At 46.9% G+C, this 16,548-nt stretch carries 17 protein-coding genes; 7 read left to right on the forward strand and 10 right to left on the reverse strand.

The window, feature by feature from the left end:
* The first annotated feature begins 57 nt into the window (after positions 1–57).
* Both AC1DYT_RS20250 and AC1DYT_RS20255 read left to right on the forward strand, forming a co-directional pair.
* Positions 58–831, forward strand: coding sequence for a BPL-N domain-containing protein (locus tag AC1DYT_RS20250; RefSeq protein WP_477471339.1), 774 nt, complete (start codon positions 58–60; stop codon positions 829–831).
* A 145-nt stretch (positions 832–976) separates the two neighbouring features.
* Positions 977–1,426, forward strand: coding sequence for a hypothetical protein (locus AC1DYT_RS20255; RefSeq protein ID WP_477471340.1), 450 nt, complete (start codon positions 977–979; stop codon positions 1,424–1,426).
* A gap of 176 nt (positions 1,427–1,602) precedes the next feature.
* Here the strand turns inward: AC1DYT_RS20255 and AC1DYT_RS20260 are convergent, their stop codons facing one another.
* The 5 genes from AC1DYT_RS20260 to AC1DYT_RS20280 form a co-directional block, all read right to left on the reverse strand.
* Positions 1,603–1,842, reverse strand: a complete 240-nt coding sequence (locus tag AC1DYT_RS20260) for an acyl carrier protein (protein ID WP_477471341.1) — start codon at positions 1,840–1,842, stop codon at positions 1,603–1,605.
* Positions 1,843–1,847: 5 nt separating this feature from the next.
* The gene (locus AC1DYT_RS20265) at positions 1,848–3,569 is read right to left on the reverse strand and encodes an HAD-IIIC family phosphatase (RefSeq protein ID WP_477471342.1); all 1,722 of its coding nucleotides are present in this window, start codon (positions 3,567–3,569) and stop codon (positions 1,848–1,850) included.
* A gap of 16 nt (positions 3,570–3,585) precedes the next feature.
* Positions 3,586–4,521: an SGNH/GDSL hydrolase family protein gene (locus tag AC1DYT_RS20270; RefSeq protein WP_477471343.1), complete on the reverse strand. Its 936-nt coding sequence runs from the start codon at positions 4,519–4,521 to the stop codon at positions 3,586–3,588.
* A gap of 2 nt (positions 4,522–4,523) precedes the next feature.
* The gene (locus tag AC1DYT_RS20275; RefSeq protein ID WP_477471344.1) at positions 4,524–5,954 is read right to left on the reverse strand and encodes an MBOAT family O-acyltransferase; all 1,431 of its coding nucleotides are present in this window, start codon (positions 5,952–5,954) and stop codon (positions 4,524–4,526) included.
* A 239-nt stretch (positions 5,955–6,193) separates the two neighbouring features.
* Positions 6,194–8,746 (reverse strand): BamA/TamA family outer membrane protein, encoded by a 2,553-nt coding sequence (locus AC1DYT_RS20280; RefSeq protein ID WP_477471345.1) that lies wholly within the window; start codon positions 8,744–8,746, stop codon positions 6,194–6,196.
* 427 nt (positions 8,747–9,173) lie between these two features.
* On the opposite strand from AC1DYT_RS20280, the gene AC1DYT_RS20285 reads away from it, so the two are divergent.
* Both AC1DYT_RS20285 and AC1DYT_RS20290 read left to right on the forward strand, forming a co-directional pair.
* Positions 9,174–9,482: a hypothetical protein gene (locus AC1DYT_RS20285; RefSeq protein WP_477471346.1), complete on the forward strand. Its 309-nt coding sequence runs from the start codon at positions 9,174–9,176 to the stop codon at positions 9,480–9,482.
* Between the two features lie 15 nt (positions 9,483–9,497).
* Positions 9,498–9,986 (forward strand): DinB family protein, encoded by a 489-nt coding sequence (locus AC1DYT_RS20290; RefSeq protein WP_477471347.1) that lies wholly within the window; start codon positions 9,498–9,500, stop codon positions 9,984–9,986.
* A 185-nt stretch (positions 9,987–10,171) separates the two neighbouring features.
* Here AC1DYT_RS20290 and AC1DYT_RS20295 read toward each other — a convergent pair whose 3' ends face one another.
* The 5 genes from AC1DYT_RS20295 to AC1DYT_RS20315 form a co-directional block, all read right to left on the reverse strand.
* Positions 10,172–10,618: a hypothetical protein gene (locus AC1DYT_RS20295; protein ID WP_477471348.1), complete on the reverse strand. Its 447-nt coding sequence runs from the start codon at positions 10,616–10,618 to the stop codon at positions 10,172–10,174.
* Between the two features lie 7 nt (positions 10,619–10,625).
* Positions 10,626–11,147, reverse strand: a complete 522-nt coding sequence (locus AC1DYT_RS20300) for a helix-turn-helix domain-containing protein (RefSeq protein WP_477471349.1) — start codon at positions 11,145–11,147, stop codon at positions 10,626–10,628.
* 16 nt (positions 11,148–11,163) lie between these two features.
* Positions 11,164–11,643, reverse strand: coding sequence for a hypothetical protein (locus tag AC1DYT_RS20305; protein ID WP_477471350.1), 480 nt, complete (start codon positions 11,641–11,643; stop codon positions 11,164–11,166).
* Between the two features lie 166 nt (positions 11,644–11,809).
* Entirely contained in the window at positions 11,810–12,736 is a 927-nt protein-coding gene (locus AC1DYT_RS20310) for a DUF6371 domain-containing protein (protein ID WP_477471351.1), read from the reverse strand.
* A gap of 60 nt (positions 12,737–12,796) precedes the next feature.
* Positions 12,797–13,864: an AAA family ATPase gene (locus AC1DYT_RS20315; RefSeq protein WP_477471352.1), complete on the reverse strand. Its 1,068-nt coding sequence runs from the start codon at positions 13,862–13,864 to the stop codon at positions 12,797–12,799.
* A 481-nt stretch (positions 13,865–14,345) separates the two neighbouring features.
* On the opposite strand from AC1DYT_RS20315, the gene AC1DYT_RS20320 reads away from it, so the two are divergent.
* The 3 genes from AC1DYT_RS20320 to AC1DYT_RS20330 all read left to right on the forward strand — a co-directional run bounded on the left by AC1DYT_RS20320 (position 14,346) and on the right by AC1DYT_RS20330 (position 16,344).
* A complete protein-coding gene (locus tag AC1DYT_RS20320; protein ID WP_477460033.1) occupies positions 14,346–14,942 on the forward strand; it encodes a Crp/Fnr family transcriptional regulator in 597 nt (198 codons plus the stop codon).
* Between the two features lie 142 nt (positions 14,943–15,084).
* Positions 15,085–15,879 carry an alpha/beta fold hydrolase gene (locus AC1DYT_RS20325; protein WP_477471353.1) on the forward strand — a complete coding sequence of 265 codons (795 nt, stop codon included), beginning with the start codon at positions 15,085–15,087 and terminating at the stop codon, positions 15,877–15,879.
* 48 nt (positions 15,880–15,927) lie between these two features.
* Positions 15,928–16,344 carry an OsmC family protein gene (locus tag AC1DYT_RS20330; RefSeq protein WP_477471354.1) on the forward strand — a complete coding sequence of 139 codons (417 nt, stop codon included), beginning with the start codon at positions 15,928–15,930 and terminating at the stop codon, positions 16,342–16,344.
* Positions 16,345–16,548 lie beyond the last annotated feature (204 nt).

Consider the following 16,548-nt stretch of genomic DNA (forward strand, 5'->3'; position numbering starts at 1 on the left):
CGAAAGACGTTGGAAATCCGCAACCTTTTCGTACATTCCATCCTAAATCCGTGTTAAATGAGCTTTTCGTTTTTGCATAAGGTTTACAGCAGGCTAAAAGTACTATCTGCCGCCGCAATTTTTGTCCTCATCGCAATGGTTTATACCGGTTGCAGCAGGCATACCAGCCCGACCCCTATACTGTTATTCAACGGCAACGGCGTTTCTGTTAACGATGTTGCCGCCATCAAAACTATCCTTGATCAAGAATCCATTGGTTACGCAACAGTAAATTCTGCGGAACTGAACCGCTTGAGCCGGCAACAACTGGCCAAATACCGCTTGCTGATTATGCCGGGAGGCAATTTTATTACCATGGGCAAAAGCCTGGATACCGCTACAGGCGCAAATATCCGCTACGCGGTGCAGCATGGCTTAAATTACCACGGCATATGTGCAGGGGCTTTCCTGGCGGGGAAGTCGGCCTATTATAACGGCTTCAATCTTACATCTGGCACAACATTCGGGTTTTATGCTGTCGAAAACCAGGGCATACGTAAAGCAGCGGTGCCTATCAGCAGCGCAGACGGCGCAACGCTGGAGCAATACTGGGAAGATGGCCCGCAGCTTGCCGGCTGGGGCACGGTGGTGGCAAAGTACCCCGATGGTACACCTGCCGTTGCAGAAGGAAAATACGGAAAAGGTTTTGTGCTGCTAACGGGCATCCATGCCGAAGCACCCGAGTATTGGCGGGGCGGGATGGTATTCAAAACAACTGCTGAACAGGATAACGCTTATGCTGCGAAGCTTATCCGCGCAGCGTTGGATGGTAGGGAGCTGCCGCATTATTAGGCAGGTGCGGGGGCATCTTAAAAATAGTTTGGCTATAACAGGCGACTTAAATCAAAATCAATTTGCTTTTATTGTTTCATTAGTATTACTTAACTTGGTGTGGTAAAATTAGTTACCTAACACAAATCTCAATTAAGCAAAACTGATGGAAGCTCCCCAGAAATTTCCGGAAGCGGTTGTGCGTACCCTTATCCGTACGCTTATTACCGCTACCATAATTGCCGCTCTTATATATTTTTTACGGCTATTCCCGCAGGGCCAAAAAAGTAAACTAAGCCAGTTCGAAATGATTTGGCTGATGATTTTCAGCATTGTTTTTGTGGGGCACTGGTTGGAGCTGCTGTTTATTAACTACCTGAAGTTTGCCCTGCCAAAAAACATGCCCCTGCTGTACACGGAGCGGATTGTCTATTGGTTCGTATGTGCCATCCCGCTGTTTTTTATCGCCGGTTTTATTTACAGGTCGTTTACAGGTGGATCAGGGGGCTTTGCTAATTGGTGGATGTTCGGCTTGATATACATCGGCATAGAGCTGTTCATGCACGCCATAATGCAGGCGAAATTTAAAAAGAGTTTTTATAACGGGGTGTATTGATGGCGATAAGCTATTCATAAACCATGTCATTGCGAAGCTCTGGCAGAGGGCAAGTGTGCTGGCGAGCTGTGGCAATCTCATAGGCAGGGCGGACCTGCAAAGGGGCTCTGCATGCCGATGGTTGCCACGCTATCGCTCGCAATGACGATGTGGTGAAGCGATAATGGAGAAGCCCGTTAAAGCTTGCTTTGGAGGCTATCCACCAACTCCCCTACGTTTTGCCAGCTGTGTATCTCTTTGGCGGTGAAGCGTATCTTGAAGTGCTTTTCTATGGCTACTACCAGCTGGATATGGTTGAGCGAGTCCCAATCTTCAACTTCCTTTGCGGTGGTGGCATCGGTTAGGGTAATGTCGTCGTTATCCAATACGTCTTTAAATATATCGGTTACCTGGGCTATAATCTGTTGTCTTTCCACGGGTGTCATTTTTTATCGATGAATGCTTTTTGGGGTTGATATTCTGCAAGGTTGAGCAGCCAATACGCGCCATCCGGCTCGAAGCCCAGCTTGCTGTAATGCGCTGCCACCATGCCGTTTTTTGCAGTGGCAATATACTCGCCTTTGAGGTATTTATAGCCTTTTTCCTGCGCAAAATTAACGATGGTGTTCAGCGTGAAATTTTCCATGCCGCGTTTAAGCACGCGGCAGCTCATCAGCCAGGTATCAATGAACAGCACATCGGGGCTTTGCTCCTGCAGTATCAGCACGCAGATAAGGCCGTTGTTGCCGAATTTATCTTCCAGCGCAAAGGAAAAGGTGTGGTAATCTGCCGATGCGGCCAGGGCCTCCAAATCGGCCTCGGTATAGCGTACCGTGCGCAGGTTGAATTGGTTGCTGCGCTGCGAAAGCTGTGCCACCCTTGGGGTGTTGAACCTGGTAAAAGGCTCTACCACGCTTACCATTGCCAGGTTCTGCAAAAAATCATCCTCGTTGGTGAATTTTTCGAAGAGCGTAGCGCGCTGCGCCTCTACCTGGTATTGTTTAGTGCGTTCGGCATCATCATTGGTGAAAGAAACGGTTTCGAACAGGTTTAGTGGGTACAGATATTCGAGGTATTCGGCAGGGTCCTCGGGCAGTTCGGGCACGGTTAATTGTGGGATGCCCTCGCGTACCATATTGCGCTCGAAAGGGTTATCATCCAGGAAAACCATCGAATCGAAACCGATGTTGAGGATGCCCTGTATCTTGCGGATGTTATCTACCTTGTTTTCCCAATTGGCCACGAAAACGGCGATGTCATCCAGCTTCAACACCATATCCGGATGTTTTTCGAAAGGCTCCATCGCGATGCTTTCGGTATTCTTGCTGCACACGGCTATGATGATGCCCCGGTTCTTGAGTTTTTTTACCCAGTACTGGAATTCGGAAAAGGCCTTGCCTATACCCAAAGCGCCTATCTGTATATTCTCGATGCCATCGTCGCCGATGATGCCGCCCCAGGTGGTGTTATCCAGATCGAGGATCAGGCATTTGTTGAACTTGCCTTGCAATGCGCTGACGATGCCTAACGTTTTGTAGGCGATGGCGGGCAGCACTTCGATGCTCAGCACCATCTCGGAGTTGATATATACCGATGGCTGGAAAAACACTGCCTTGCCCACCTGGTTCTGCACTGCGGAAATATCGCAAATATGGAGGTTGGGCACCTCCGCGGCGTATTCCATCAGCAGCACATTCAATTTTCGCAACTGGAACAGGAACGAAGCCGGCACCTTATTGGCATAGTTACCGAAAACGCTGTCGTCAATCTCGGCGTAGTTATAGTAAATAACCTTGGCCTTTGGATTTACGGAGGCGAGAGTATCGTATATGGCTTTGATGCCGTTGAGTTCCTCCGCAGCGAAGGTGGCAGGATTGCCTTTATATTTATTGTATTTGCCCAGCAGTTTATGCGAGGATTGAAAGATGACGATTACCTCGGCAACATACTCGTGCAGTTCGGATGCCGAGTCGAATACCTGGCGTTCTACCTGGTTAAAGTCGGCCTCCCAAAGCTGTAAATCGTAGCCATGTTCGTACCCCGCACCCCGGATAGCTACCGACAGGAACTGGGTAGCAGTATCGCCCAGCAGGGCCACTTTGATGGGTTTCAGGGCCGAGGCATCTTTCTTAAGGTTGCGTTTCAGGTTGGCAAAATCCTTCATGCTGCAATAATAAGCTTTATTTATGAGTAGATAGCTGCTTCAGCTTCTCGCCAATAATGCTGCTATACACCACCGAGCCCTCCCTGTTTAAGTGCAAGGCATCGTAAAAGTATTGGGGCTTACTGGCAAAGGTAGTATCACGCAGATAGTTTAGTACGGGCACGTTATTATCCTTACAAACCTGCATTACGTACTGCACGTTGCGGTTAGCGGCGCTGTTAATATCCTGATAGATGGGCGAATACACCACCACCAGCGGCACGTTCCTGGCTTTGCACAGCTCCACGAATTTTTTGTAGTAAAGAGCAGCGGTACTGTCTACGGCATCGTTAACGGTATAGGGTTGCAGGCCACCTTTAAATTGCCCGTATTTGGCTATGTAGCCATCCTGAGAATCGTCCTTTTTATACCGGGCTATTGGCAGCAGCTCTACCAGTTCGTTTAAGATGAGCGAGTTGTAGGGGTACATTTTTGATAGCAGCTTATACCGTTCGAAGGGGCCGCGCAGCAGGCAAACTTCGCGCAGTTCGGGGTGGCTATCGTAGTAAGGCAGCAATACGTTGATGCGGTCGCGGTCTTCGTTGTACTTAAATTGCTGGAACTCGTTGGCGCGGGTATCCAGCACCACCAGTTTGGGGCTGTAGCGCTTGAGGACCGCCTCCAACAGGGCGTAATGGTAGTAGATGTAGCTCAAATCCCTGCCGGCGTTATAAACCGACATATGCAGGCTATCGCCGATGATTTTGGTATCGTAATGGTAAACGGCTTTTGATGAGCCGAATATCAGCACATCGGCCTTTGTTTTGTTGATAACGTTGTTGGTGCGGTAATCGGCACCGTTTTTTTTTGTAAAGTAAAAATGCCTGAGCACAGCGCCTACGCCCCAATCTAACAGGAACATCACTGCCGCCAGTATGGCAAAACGCTTGAGTATGAGTTTATAATCGGCCATGCTTAGAATTTGAAATAGATAAACTGCCCGCCATCAAATACGCCGATAAGCACGATGGTAACCAATATGAAACAATATGTAGCCATGCGCACCGCTGCCGATTTATGGTATAAAAAGTAGCTTTTGCCATGGTTTAGGTGTACGCTTAAATCGTGCGCCAGCAAAATCGCGATAGCCACCAGCGAGTAAATAATCACCCCTAAATTATTATCGAACACGAAAAAGCTCCCCTGGAAAGCGAACAGCCTTTTGAGTACCGTAATGGCATCGCCCCAGCTTTGCGCCCTGAAGAACACCCAGGTAAGGCATACGTAGGTAAACACCAGCAGCATACTTACGTTGTTGTAAATAACTGGTGGTATAGACTTGGATAGCTTCTTGCGGAACTTTTTGGTGAGGAACTCATAGCTAACCGCTACGCCATGCAGCAGGCCATACATAATGTAAGTCCACCCCGCGCCGTGCCAGAGGCCACTAAGGCCGAAAGTTACCATTAGCGCGAATATAACGGCCGCTTTGCCCCAATCACGGTTGGCAATCATGAGTGGGGTGAACAGATAGTCACTAAACCAGGTGTTGAGCGATATATGCCAGCGGCGCCAGTATTCAGTAACGCTGGTAGCGAAGAAGGGCGTGTTGAAGTTGGTCATGAGTTTAAAGCCCATGATGCGCGCCGTACCAAGCGCAATGTTGGAGTAGCCGGCAAAATCGGCGTATATCTGGAAAGCGAAGAATAGGATAGCCACCAGCAGCATCGAAGAGCTGTAAGCCCCCGGGTTTTGGTACACCGCCGATACGAATATCGACAGCCTATCGGCCACCACCAGTTTCTGGAAGAATCCCCATAAAATCATCTTGAAGCCGATGGAGAAATTCTCGTAGGTGAGCGGGTGCTTCTCGTAAAACTGGTGCAGCAGGTTCTGCGGCCGTTCTATAGGGCCGGCTACCAGCTGCGGGTAGAACATCACATACAGCGAGTAAATGCCGAAATGCTTTTCTGCGGCCTGGTTGCCGCGGTACACCTCGATGGTATAACTCATGGCCTGGAAGGTGTGGAAACTGAGGCCCACAGGCAGTATGAACTTTAAGTAAGGCACCGCATTGCTCAAGCCAAACTGGCTCATGAGCAGGGTGAGGTTCTCGTTAAGGAAGTTGAAGTATTTGAAGAACGCCAGCACACCTATATTGGCTACCAGCGATATAATGAGGTAGAATTTCCTTTCGCGCCCCTCCGATTTCTCTATCAGTATCCCCGCAAAATAATCTACGATGATGGTAAAGATGAGGATAAGGATGTAGATGGGGATGAACGTCATGTAGAAATAGCAGCTGGCTATCAGCAACATTATCCACCGGAATTTATGGGCAAGGATAAAGTAGAGCGGCGTTACGATGAGGAAGAAAACGACAAAATGTAACGAATTGAACAGCATAAATCACTTTATAGGTTAATGCCGGGGGCAAAGGCAAACGAAGATAAAAATTAATTATAATTTTTTACGAATTGGATAGAAAGAGGTGTTCGAATCACTAAAACCAAACGTCATGTTGAATTTATTTCAACACCCCATCATAAAAGTCGCCACTAAACTAACCCGCTTTGCATGCCGTTGACCTGTCCCGTGGGGGCCTGAAACAAGTTCAGGATGACGTTTTTGTTATTATCCCCCTCCTAAAACCTAAAACCCGCCGTGAGATAAACCAGCGTCCCCTCGGGGCTTTTGCCCAGCACGGCTTCAAATAAAAAAGCGTTGTATGGCGTGAGAAAAATGCCGCCGCCGTAAGTATCATGCACCGTGTCCGATTTTTCACCCTTCAGCCACACGCGGCCGGTATCGTTGAAGCCGACCACGCCAAAGGAGGAAGCTAATATATATGCATTAAAATCGAACAGCTTGGCGCGCAGCTCCATATTGTTGTAAACCATGGTATTGCCTATAAAGCGGCTGGTATGGTAGCCGCGCATAGTAAGCCCGCCCAGGTTCATCATCTGGAAAAAATCGCCCTTACCAGCTATTGCACCTGCGCCGGTGCGGTTGGCGAACACGATGGTAGAATCTATCAAGGGTACGAAAAAGCTGAAGGTAGACAGCACCGAACCCGAGGTATGCCCGCTGGTATTCAATCCTGTAAGGCCGGTGACGGTAGTGCGCCAAACTACGCCGCGACTGGTAAACCTAATATTGTTGCGGGTATCATATACCGCACCTCCAATAATGCCGGTGTATAGTTTGGCTTTAAACACCTGCGCATCGGGGTGAAGCTGGTTGTATTGGTTAAAAAAGTGGTCGTTGTTATGGTTTTCAGATGCGGTGTAGAACTGCGTTACCGAGCCGCCGCTCAGTTGCCAGTGGTTGTAGTGGTGCGCCAGGCGTATATCGGCCACGGCAAAATCGTACCGGTTGCGGTAGTAGTAAAATTCCTTGCCGCCAGCTTTGTCGAATTCGCCCACGTTGCCCAGCCCGAAGAAGTTGTTGGTGTTGCGCGGGCCGCGCTCGGTAATGTTTACCAGCAAATCGTTATCCCATACCCGCTTCTTAAAAATGCCGCTGTAATTAATGATGTACGATTGCTTTTGGAAGGTATAGTTTACGGATAAATGCTGTAAGCTGGAGTACGGCTGCTTTTGGAAACTGTAGCGCACATAGTTGGCACCGCCCACAAACTGCAGCCCATCCTCGGTGCTGTAACCTAAGGAGATGATGGGGATAACGGTGTTGTACTTGTTCTCGGGCCGTATGTATTGGTTTATGGTGGTATCTTCCTTCAATTTAAGGTGCGCAGAGGATGCCGGGGGCAGGTTGTTCTGCTGGTCGCTTCGGTCGTACAGGTAGAGGTTTTTGCGGCTTTGGGCCGAGTCTATCACATAGGTATCCTCATCGTGGCCGCCTATCATGCGCACAGTGATGGGCGATGTATTGCTGCCGATAACCTCGAAGGTATTCTTCCCTTCCAACCCGTACACACGCAAATCCCTGGTGTCTTTATGTTTAAAGGTGCGCTGGTATATTACCTTGCCCAGGCTGTCTTTCTTGAATTTATTGATGGTGAGCTGCACGTCGCCATCGGGCTGGCGTGTGATGGTGAACTTCTCGTTCTTGTCAGACCCCGCTACATCCACCCGCTGCGCCAGGAAACGGTAATACTTCATGGCATATTTGCGGATATGGTCGCGCCTGCGTTTAAAGGTTTTGAAAATGGCCGGTGCCGATACTGCGTACACGTTGGGTGGCATCAACCTCAAGGCCCGCTCCATCAGCTCATCGGTAAGGTGGCTCTGCACGTAGGCAATTTCCTCCTCCCAATCCTTTTCATTCAGCTGGTTAAGGAAGTACAGATCGAAGCTTACGGTGTTGTAGTTCCACAGATCTACCCGCCGGATATGGTCGGTATAGGCCTGCAGGTTGGGCCTGGCTATCGACATTACCGAGAATACCGCCCCGCCTGTGGTGTAAAACACCTTATCCCTATCCTTGGGGAAAGGCTCGTAGATGTTTTTGGTAGAATCGCTGCCACGGGTCCATTTCCATTGGCCGCCGTGGCGGTCCCAATCGCCCATAATAAAATCGAAGATGCGGGCTCGCAGTATCAGCTTGGCATCGGCTTTTTTGTCGTTGTCCTGTTCCATCTTATCCTGCAGGCTCTCGGTTTTGATATCCTTAGCGCCATCGGCAGGGCCGCGTTCCTCAAAAAGGTACAGGTGGTTGGCAAACTCGTCGCGGTATTTGCCCAAAGCAGCGTCGTTGCCAAGATACACAATCACGGGGTTGGTATGCTGCAGACCCAGCGCATCGGCCAGGGGCGGTACGGCCAGCGCAGAGTAAGGGTGACCGATAGAACCGGCATCCAGCATCAAATCCTCCACCATGGTGTTCTTGAATATCTTGGGCTGATCGCGCGAGGTGGTTTTATTTACCGAACGCAACACCCATTCGCGACCGCTGGAATCCTGCAATTGCAGCGACGTAGTTTGGTTACCGCCGCCCGTGCCGGTTATTTTGAGGCCGCCTTTTTCTTTATCGAGGTGGAAGATGGGCACCTTGATAGGCTGCGCCCACACCTTGCGGTAATTGGTACCCAGTATGGCTCTTTTGAACAGGCCCGCTTTATCGAATTTGGCGTTGGCTATCACAGTAATGCTATCGGCCTCCACTGGTTTTTGGGCAAAGGCAGGCGATGCTGCTGCCAGCAGGAAAACAATTGACAGTAATTGTTTATAACGCATAGATAACGGCGGGGGCTTTAGTATCGTGAGATGCAATGTTTAACATTAAATTGCGGCATTTGTTCTGTGGGCTATACCCTGCACGCCCAATGGCTAAATATAATAAGTTTACGTAAGATAAGGGCGTTAATGGCGGCAAGTCTTCGTCAGGAGTCGACTCACCCCCCTCCCCCTCTCTGCTGCGCAAAGAAGGGGAGAAATTGGGGTTATTTTTTTCTCTTCACTCCCTTTTCTTCACCCTCTTTACGAAGTAGAGAGGGTCGACCAGCGATAGCGAAGTCGGGGTGAGTCAAATCTGCAAGCGATAAGAAACGAGTTCAAAAGTCCCGAATCCTCAAAGGCAGCCGCAATACGCGCAGCATTGTGGCGCATTTGCCCCTTGCCCACCGTGGCAGGATTAATTAACTTGCATAAACCATTTACCCATATGAAAGTAGTACGCGTACAATACACCACCCGCGCCGAATATGCGCCGATAAATCAGCAGAACATAGCCGCCGTAGTGGCCGAGCTGAAGGCCCTGAACCACCCCGGCATCAAATACGGGGCATGGCTACTGCCCGATGGCAAAACCTTTATGCACTTCGACCAGCTGGAGAGCGAGGAAGCCCACCAGGTGTTACAGGAACTAGCCTCCTTCAAAAAATTTGCCGACGAACTTCGGGCCAGCGGATTGGAAGTGGAGCCCAAGCTGGAGATACTAAGTTTGGTGGCGAGTACAGAAACCTATTACTAAACACCCCATCAAAAAATGAAGGAAGCCTTTTTACTGCAATACAGCCTGCTCCAAAAAAGCAGGGCCGTTCTGTTTGATTTTTTGGAGGCCGAAGTTGGCGAAGAAGGCATAAACACGCCGATTGCCGCCTATAGCATGCGCACTATAGCCGGGCTAATGCAGCATTCGGCGGCATGCACCATCAACTGGCTGGGCTCCTTCGCGCTAAAACTGCCCGATGGCAGTATCGCCATGCCCGAAACGCCAACTATACCTACCCTGCGCACGCTTTACCGGCAGATAGATGAGCTGGTGCACCAATTCCTTACCCAAACCGGCGATGCCATGCAGGTACCCATCAGCGGCGTACACGATGCCTGCGGCGCCCTAACCGCCACCCCCGCCGAACTGTTTACCCACACATTTACCCACGAGCACCACCACAAAGGGCAGCTGCTCAACATGTGCCGCACCCTTGGGCATACGCCACCGGATACGGATGTAAGCCTGTTTTTTGAGTATTGAAAGGTTTTGAAAAGCAGGGGTTGTGGTGCTTTGGTACCGATAGCCCCGTGTTTCCTCCAAGCCGCCGGTAGAAGCGGGCTTTCCGTACACCCGGGTTTAGGGTTGCCCTGTCCGTCCATTTTAGGGAGCGGAATTTTTGGGGACACAATGAAAGCAAGGACGTTTCTGAAGTGCGTTGGTAAAACTTAAAGAATGCCTTTCATTAATTCAGAACCAGTTACTATTGGTAGTAACGCTTTTTGCAAGCATGTAGTTGCAGATTTTGCATGAATTATTCCTCTTAAGGTGGAATAACTGATATTTGAGCATGTTAAGAATATCTCAGACGATATATCACCATCTGAATCCGCGATATCCAATAAGTCGTGGTATTCGTAAATGAAATCGTATGAAAATTCACCTACTTTGAAATGAGTTTCCGACTCTGTTTCAACATCCATAGTAACGCTAAGTTCTATTTTTATAGCATTAGCTTCTAAATTATATAGTGGATTAAGTTGAATGCCGTAATTAATTCGAGTATCCTCCGAATCAATCAGCTCAGGAAGGTTGTTTATTACTTGAATTTTTGGAAATATTTCTATGACCTCTAATTTAGAAATATCAATCTTTATTGGTTTCTTTTTAGGCATTTGAAAGTTAGCTTACTTTAACGCGTTCAATATTTTTAAAATCCTCAGGTTTAATATTAGCTTTGATAAAACTGTTATCTGCCTGTTTGGAACGAGCACATATTACGCCAACTGAATTAACTTCCAGCTCTGATATCTCTGGGGAAACAAAATTTTGATATTTTAAGTTATGGGCCATTAACTTGTGTTGCCGATATAAAAGCCTTACAAAAGATGTGGCAAGTAACCCATCATACATTTTTGCTTGTTGCACATCAACAGATGTATTAGGTATGTGATATATCCTCTCGCCGATGGCAAGTCCTATTTTTATAAGAGTTTGGGATGTGAAGTTATGTCCTCCACTCAACCACTTACTTATTTCTGATTCTCTTTTTCCCAGTTTTTCAGCTAACTGACGCTGAGTTATTCCATGTTTTTTTAAAAGAAAGTGAATTCTATCTGCCAAAGCAAATGATTCATCCATAAGTGCTTTATCCTCTGAGCTAATTTGAGCTCTCAGTTGTTCCATTAAAGGATTCTTTAGCATACTTTGTTGTTTGTTGTTAAATGAAGAAGCTCAATTTGCCAGAAATTGTTTTACCGCTAATTTCAATATCGCCTGACTTGATCAACTCTTGTATCTTGACATCGATATTTTGCAGCGTGGTAACACAGGTATTTAAATGAGGGTCTTCTTGATATGTTTTGGTTTTTTTTATACCGCCGTTGCCCAGCACTAATATTAAATCGCCATAGCGCAAGCAATAAAGTCGACACTTTGTATCGAATAAGTAATGCCCGGGTAAAGCACAAACATGATCGTGACGTTTGCCTTCATACCTGAAATATCGTTCTTGAGCACCATTTTGGCCAATTTTGGTTAACAGATTTACTATTTGAACTGCATCCTTGTTCTTATTTTGTGATTGTAGATATTTAAGATAAGACTCCATTTCACAGTCTTCGTTACTTCCTATAACAATGCTATAAAAATTAACGTCCTTATATTCCTCAAATAAAATAATAGTTATTTCCTGCTTCACTTATAAGTTAAGTTCAAAAGTAAATAATCATTTGACTTTTACAAGTATAATCGCAAATTTATTACAATACAATTAAGTTTATTAACAGTTCAATTCCTTCGTTTTCATCCAATTAGGGTACATCCCCCCGTCCGTCCGCTCCCCACCCCTTCCACCCACGGACACTTTACCCATACACCACATCGCCAATATCCACCCCAACCTTTCTATCCTGATCTGTAGCCAGTTTCTCCAGGTAATCTGATACCACAAAGCGGGTGCCGGGCATTTGACGGCTTAGCTCGGCGGCTTTTTGCTGCCACTTTTTTATGGCGTTTACATCGGGGAACAGCATTACTTGCCTGTTTTGCAATATTTTGCACTTCTGAAGGTTCAGGCCTTCCAGACTGCCGCAGCTTAGCCAGATGAAGGCGGGCATCATGGCGGCGGCTATAATGGCGGTTTTCTCGCTCTCTACTATAGCTACGGGTTTGTATGGCGCGGTAAGCAGCAGGTGCTCGCCAAACAGGCATTGGTTTAGTGTAAAGGCGGTATCGGCAGGGGCGGTTTTCAGCAGCAGGCTGTGCGCCCAGGTAATGTGGTTAAAGGGTTGTTTTACGCGCTTGCCGCTGTGTTTATCGTATAGCATTATTTTGCCTGTACGCACATGGCCATGGGTATCAAGCTGCCAAAAAACAGTTGCGCCAAACCAGTGCCCGCTGGTGCCAATGCGGTACATGCCGATGAGCTTATTGGTTGCCTCTAAACCAAAGCGACTAACCAGGTATTGCACAAAGTTATTGTAAGGGTAATCGGTAAAACTGGCGTTCACCAGGTCGGGGTGTATGTGGTAGTCTACCTCGGGCTGCTGCTTTTTGGGCCTTCCTATGGGCCGTTTGCTAACCGCCGCCACGTTCCCCTGCTCAAAAAACCGTTTAGGCGTGTAGTGGTAGCCGCATTTATCAATACGATCGCACAGGCCCACATGTGGTGCCAGCTCTTCGCCGGTTTCGGTATTAATGTAGCGTTTAAAACTACGTGTGCGGTGGTTGCAGCCGGGGCAGCGGTAACGGCTTTGCATACCTGCGTAAGGTTGTAATTTGTATTTGTACATGTGTGGGTGGGTTGCGGCCGTCCGTCTAAAAAGTTCCGCACCCCTAAACGGACGGACGGTTTACAATTGGTTGTCATTATCGGCTTTCTTCAGCATCCTATCCACCTTTTGGTGCGAAATGCCCAGCTTGTTGCCTATCTCCCGCAGCGACCAGCCCAATGCCCGGTATTCCAGCACCTTACTTAGCAGCCCGTTATCTTTACCACTTTTTTGTTTTGCCAGCTGTTTCCACTCTTCGCTAAAGGCTAAAAATTCGTATTGCAAAAAGTTACTGGGTTTGCTTATCTGGCAAAGGCATACGTTGCTATCGCCATACACCTGCTCGGTATTACGTTGTTTTATTTGCTTAAGGTAACGTATGGCGCTATCGGCATTGCTTTCGCCAATGGTAAAGGCGCTATCGCAAAAGTTCATCAGCATTTTACTGCCCTGCAAATCGTTGCGGGTTATGGGCATCGATAAGTCGCGTTTGGGTGTATGTGCCAGTACCAGTATGCTCAGGTCGTACTTGTTTTTGAGGCTTTTAAGCTGTTTCATCAAAGGCAAGGCACCTTTAGCCTGCTCGGTTTCGTTGCGCAGGTAGGTAAGGTTATCAATAATGAGGATTTTGGCACCGGTATCAACAATGGTGCGTTCCAGGTCGTTAATAAGGTATTCGTCAAAATCGTCGAAGCCGTTAGGCAGTTCGGTATCAGGGTTTATCTTGGCACGTAAAAAACCATTGTTAAACTGGTAATGGCTGCTGTAATCCAGCGAATAACGTGCCTCAAACTGTTTATCGGTCAATTCAAAATCGCAGTAAACAACTTGCTGCGGGCTTGCCTCTACATCAAAAGGATAAGCGCCCACGCCTTTAGTAATAGCATCGGCAATTTGTACTGCCAGTATACTTTTGCCCAGGTTGCTATCGGCAAACAGGATGCATACCTCGCCCTGGTGCCAAAATTTGCCAAACAGCATTTGGGGTATGGCAGCGTTTTTGGCATCCTGCATCCAGTGGTTGGCGCGCTTTACGGTTAGCACGCTGTCGGTTTGCGTTTGCGGTTGGCTTAGTTGTAGTAAACTTTGTTGTTGTAAATGTTCAGCATGGATGCGCATACTGTCGCTTTGGTGTTGGTTTGAACTCATATTGGGTAATTAATAAAATGCAGAATTTTATAAAATACCTCTCCAATAACCTATAATATATAGGTTTTCAGTAAACGCGGGTTGCGTTTAAAGCTATAGCACGATTTGGTTGGTGTGTCCGTCCGCCAAGAGGTGCGGAATTATCAGCGACAAAAGGGGACGGATAGAAAAGGTGATTAGCCCTTGAAGAGATATGTTCGATACAAATATAAAGAATAATCTTTAATTCAAAGAAATTTATTTAAAAATTTCACGATGTGTCCGTGATAATTCCGGGTAGGGAAACGGACGGACAGCCTCTCGCTGTCGCAAGCAATAACTTTACCCTCCAAAATCTTGCAAATCCACCTATAACGTTTAAGATTTCAACTTAACAAAACTATTGATGGCTTTCGCAAGCAGAATGCTGGCTTTATTGGGGGCAAGATCTGGAACCTTCGCCCTGTGGAGAAGATGTTATTAAAATATATACTTTTACCACATGTTGGATAACAAAACAGAAATAGAATTATTGCGGACTATCTTAGGCTTTGCCGGTATGAAACCGGATGCATTTGAATTATCATTGCCTCACTGGAAATTAAAAAGATACAAAAAAGGTGAGTTTTACAATGAGTATAAAAATGTTTGCAAGCACCTTGGGTTTGTTATCAACGGAGTTTTCAGAATTTATCGTGTAAACACAAATACGGGAGAAGAAAAGAACATGCTTTTTTTTACCGATCACCAATTCGTAACATCCTATAAAAGCTTTTTAAGCCAAACAGGTTGCGAATATTATACTGAAGCGATGGTTGATTCGCTCATATTGTATATCCATATCGATCAGCTGAACGAACTTTATAAGCAATCGCACCAGTGGGAACGGTTTGGAAGGATCGTAGCCGAAACTGCTTTTCATGAGGTTATGGTTAATACAGAAGGATTTTTGTTTAAATCGCCGGAGGACCGTTACCGGGAGATGATGGAAAAGCATCCTAATATTTTTAATTCGGTACCACTTTATCATATCGCCTCTTATTTGGGTATCCAGGGGCCATCACTAAGCCGTATCCGTAAAAGGATGGTTGGGAAATAAGGCCAGCTGTTATTTCCTGAAATGCTAAAATCCTCTTTAAAAACTTTTTTTAAGAGGATTTTCGATTTTAACCTGGGTTAAAGTTATTGCGGCGGCATAGCCCGATGTTTGTCATGTCCTAAACAATTAGGCATTACAAAACATGAAAACAGCAATAATAATGATGGCAATGAGCGTATTAGGTTTCACTGCTCAGGCCCAAAAAACAACAAACAAAAATTCTAAAACTATCGTACTTGTCCACGGAGCGTGGTCCGATGCATCTTCGTGGGATGCCGTTATCCCTTTGTTAAAAGCCCGGGGCGAAGAGGTAATCAATGTTAACCTTGCAGGCCACGGAAAAGATACTACCTCGTTTGCCGGTATCAGCTTTCAAACTTATGTCGATCAGGTAAAAGCAGCTATCGGCACCCGCACTAATGTGGTTTTGGTGGGACACAGTTTTGGTGGGATGGTTATCAGCCAGGTAGCCGAAGAAATCCCTGCACAAATTAAAGAGCTCATCTTCCTTGCAGCAGCGTTGCCGCACGATGGCGACAGCCTTTTAGGGCTTGCCAAAGGAGACCCGGCTTCTCATATCGGCAAATCCCTTACTATTGATAAGAACCACGGTGCAGCTATCATTGCGAAAAATGCCGTAGCTGATATCTTCGCTGCCGATGCACCTCAGCAAGTTCAGGAATATATCGCCGCCAACATTAAACCAGAACCGCTGGCACCTTTGGCTACACCTGTTCACCTTACCGGGAAAAATTTCGGCAGCGTTAAAAAGGTTTATATCCACACGGTTAATGATAATGCAATAAGCTACCCGGCACAACAATATATGGTAAAAGCAGGTAAGGTGGCTAAAGTATATACCCTGGTAAGTAGCCATACACCATTCATATCTATGCCCGATAAGCTGGCTGCAATACTGATTGCCGAAAGCAAATAATAATCGATAAACTCAAAAAACAATTCACAAACTATAAATCAAAATATCATGAAACGCACAGCAAAAGCGCATTGGAGCGGTAATTTACAAGAAGGTAAAGGAGAAATCAGCACACAAAGTACCGTGCTTAACGAAACTCAATATTCATTCAAAACCCGCTTTGCCGATGGCATAGGCACTAACCCGGAAGAACTGATTGCCGCCGCACACGCAGGTTGTTTTTCCATGGCCCTTAGCGCAACATTGGCGCACCACAATATTACTGCAAGTGATATTTACACCACCGCGATAGTTGACCTTGACATGCAGGCATTAAGCATAACCGGCATCCATTTAGAAGTAAAAGCAAGCATTAAGGGCGTAAATGAAGCAACATTTACCGAAATAGCCGAAGGCGCAAAGGCGCATTGCATTATCTCTAAAGCATTGAATGTGCCAGTTACATTAAGCGTTGTTTACGGTTGACGTAATGTGAAAGCATTTGGTAACATGCTGCCAGAAACTCATCGGATGATTTCCGGTGAGTTTTTTTGTTTGTACAAAAACAATGGGTTTGACCCGGCAAAAAAGATTAGCCCCAATTGGCGCAAGTTCCTCGCTTGTGGCCCGCATGCAAGGTAGCCACTTTGCTTATTCGCCACCCTGCCTATCGGGGATTACTAATGTTTT

Source organism: Mucilaginibacter sp. P1_D10 (assembly GCF_056406215.1).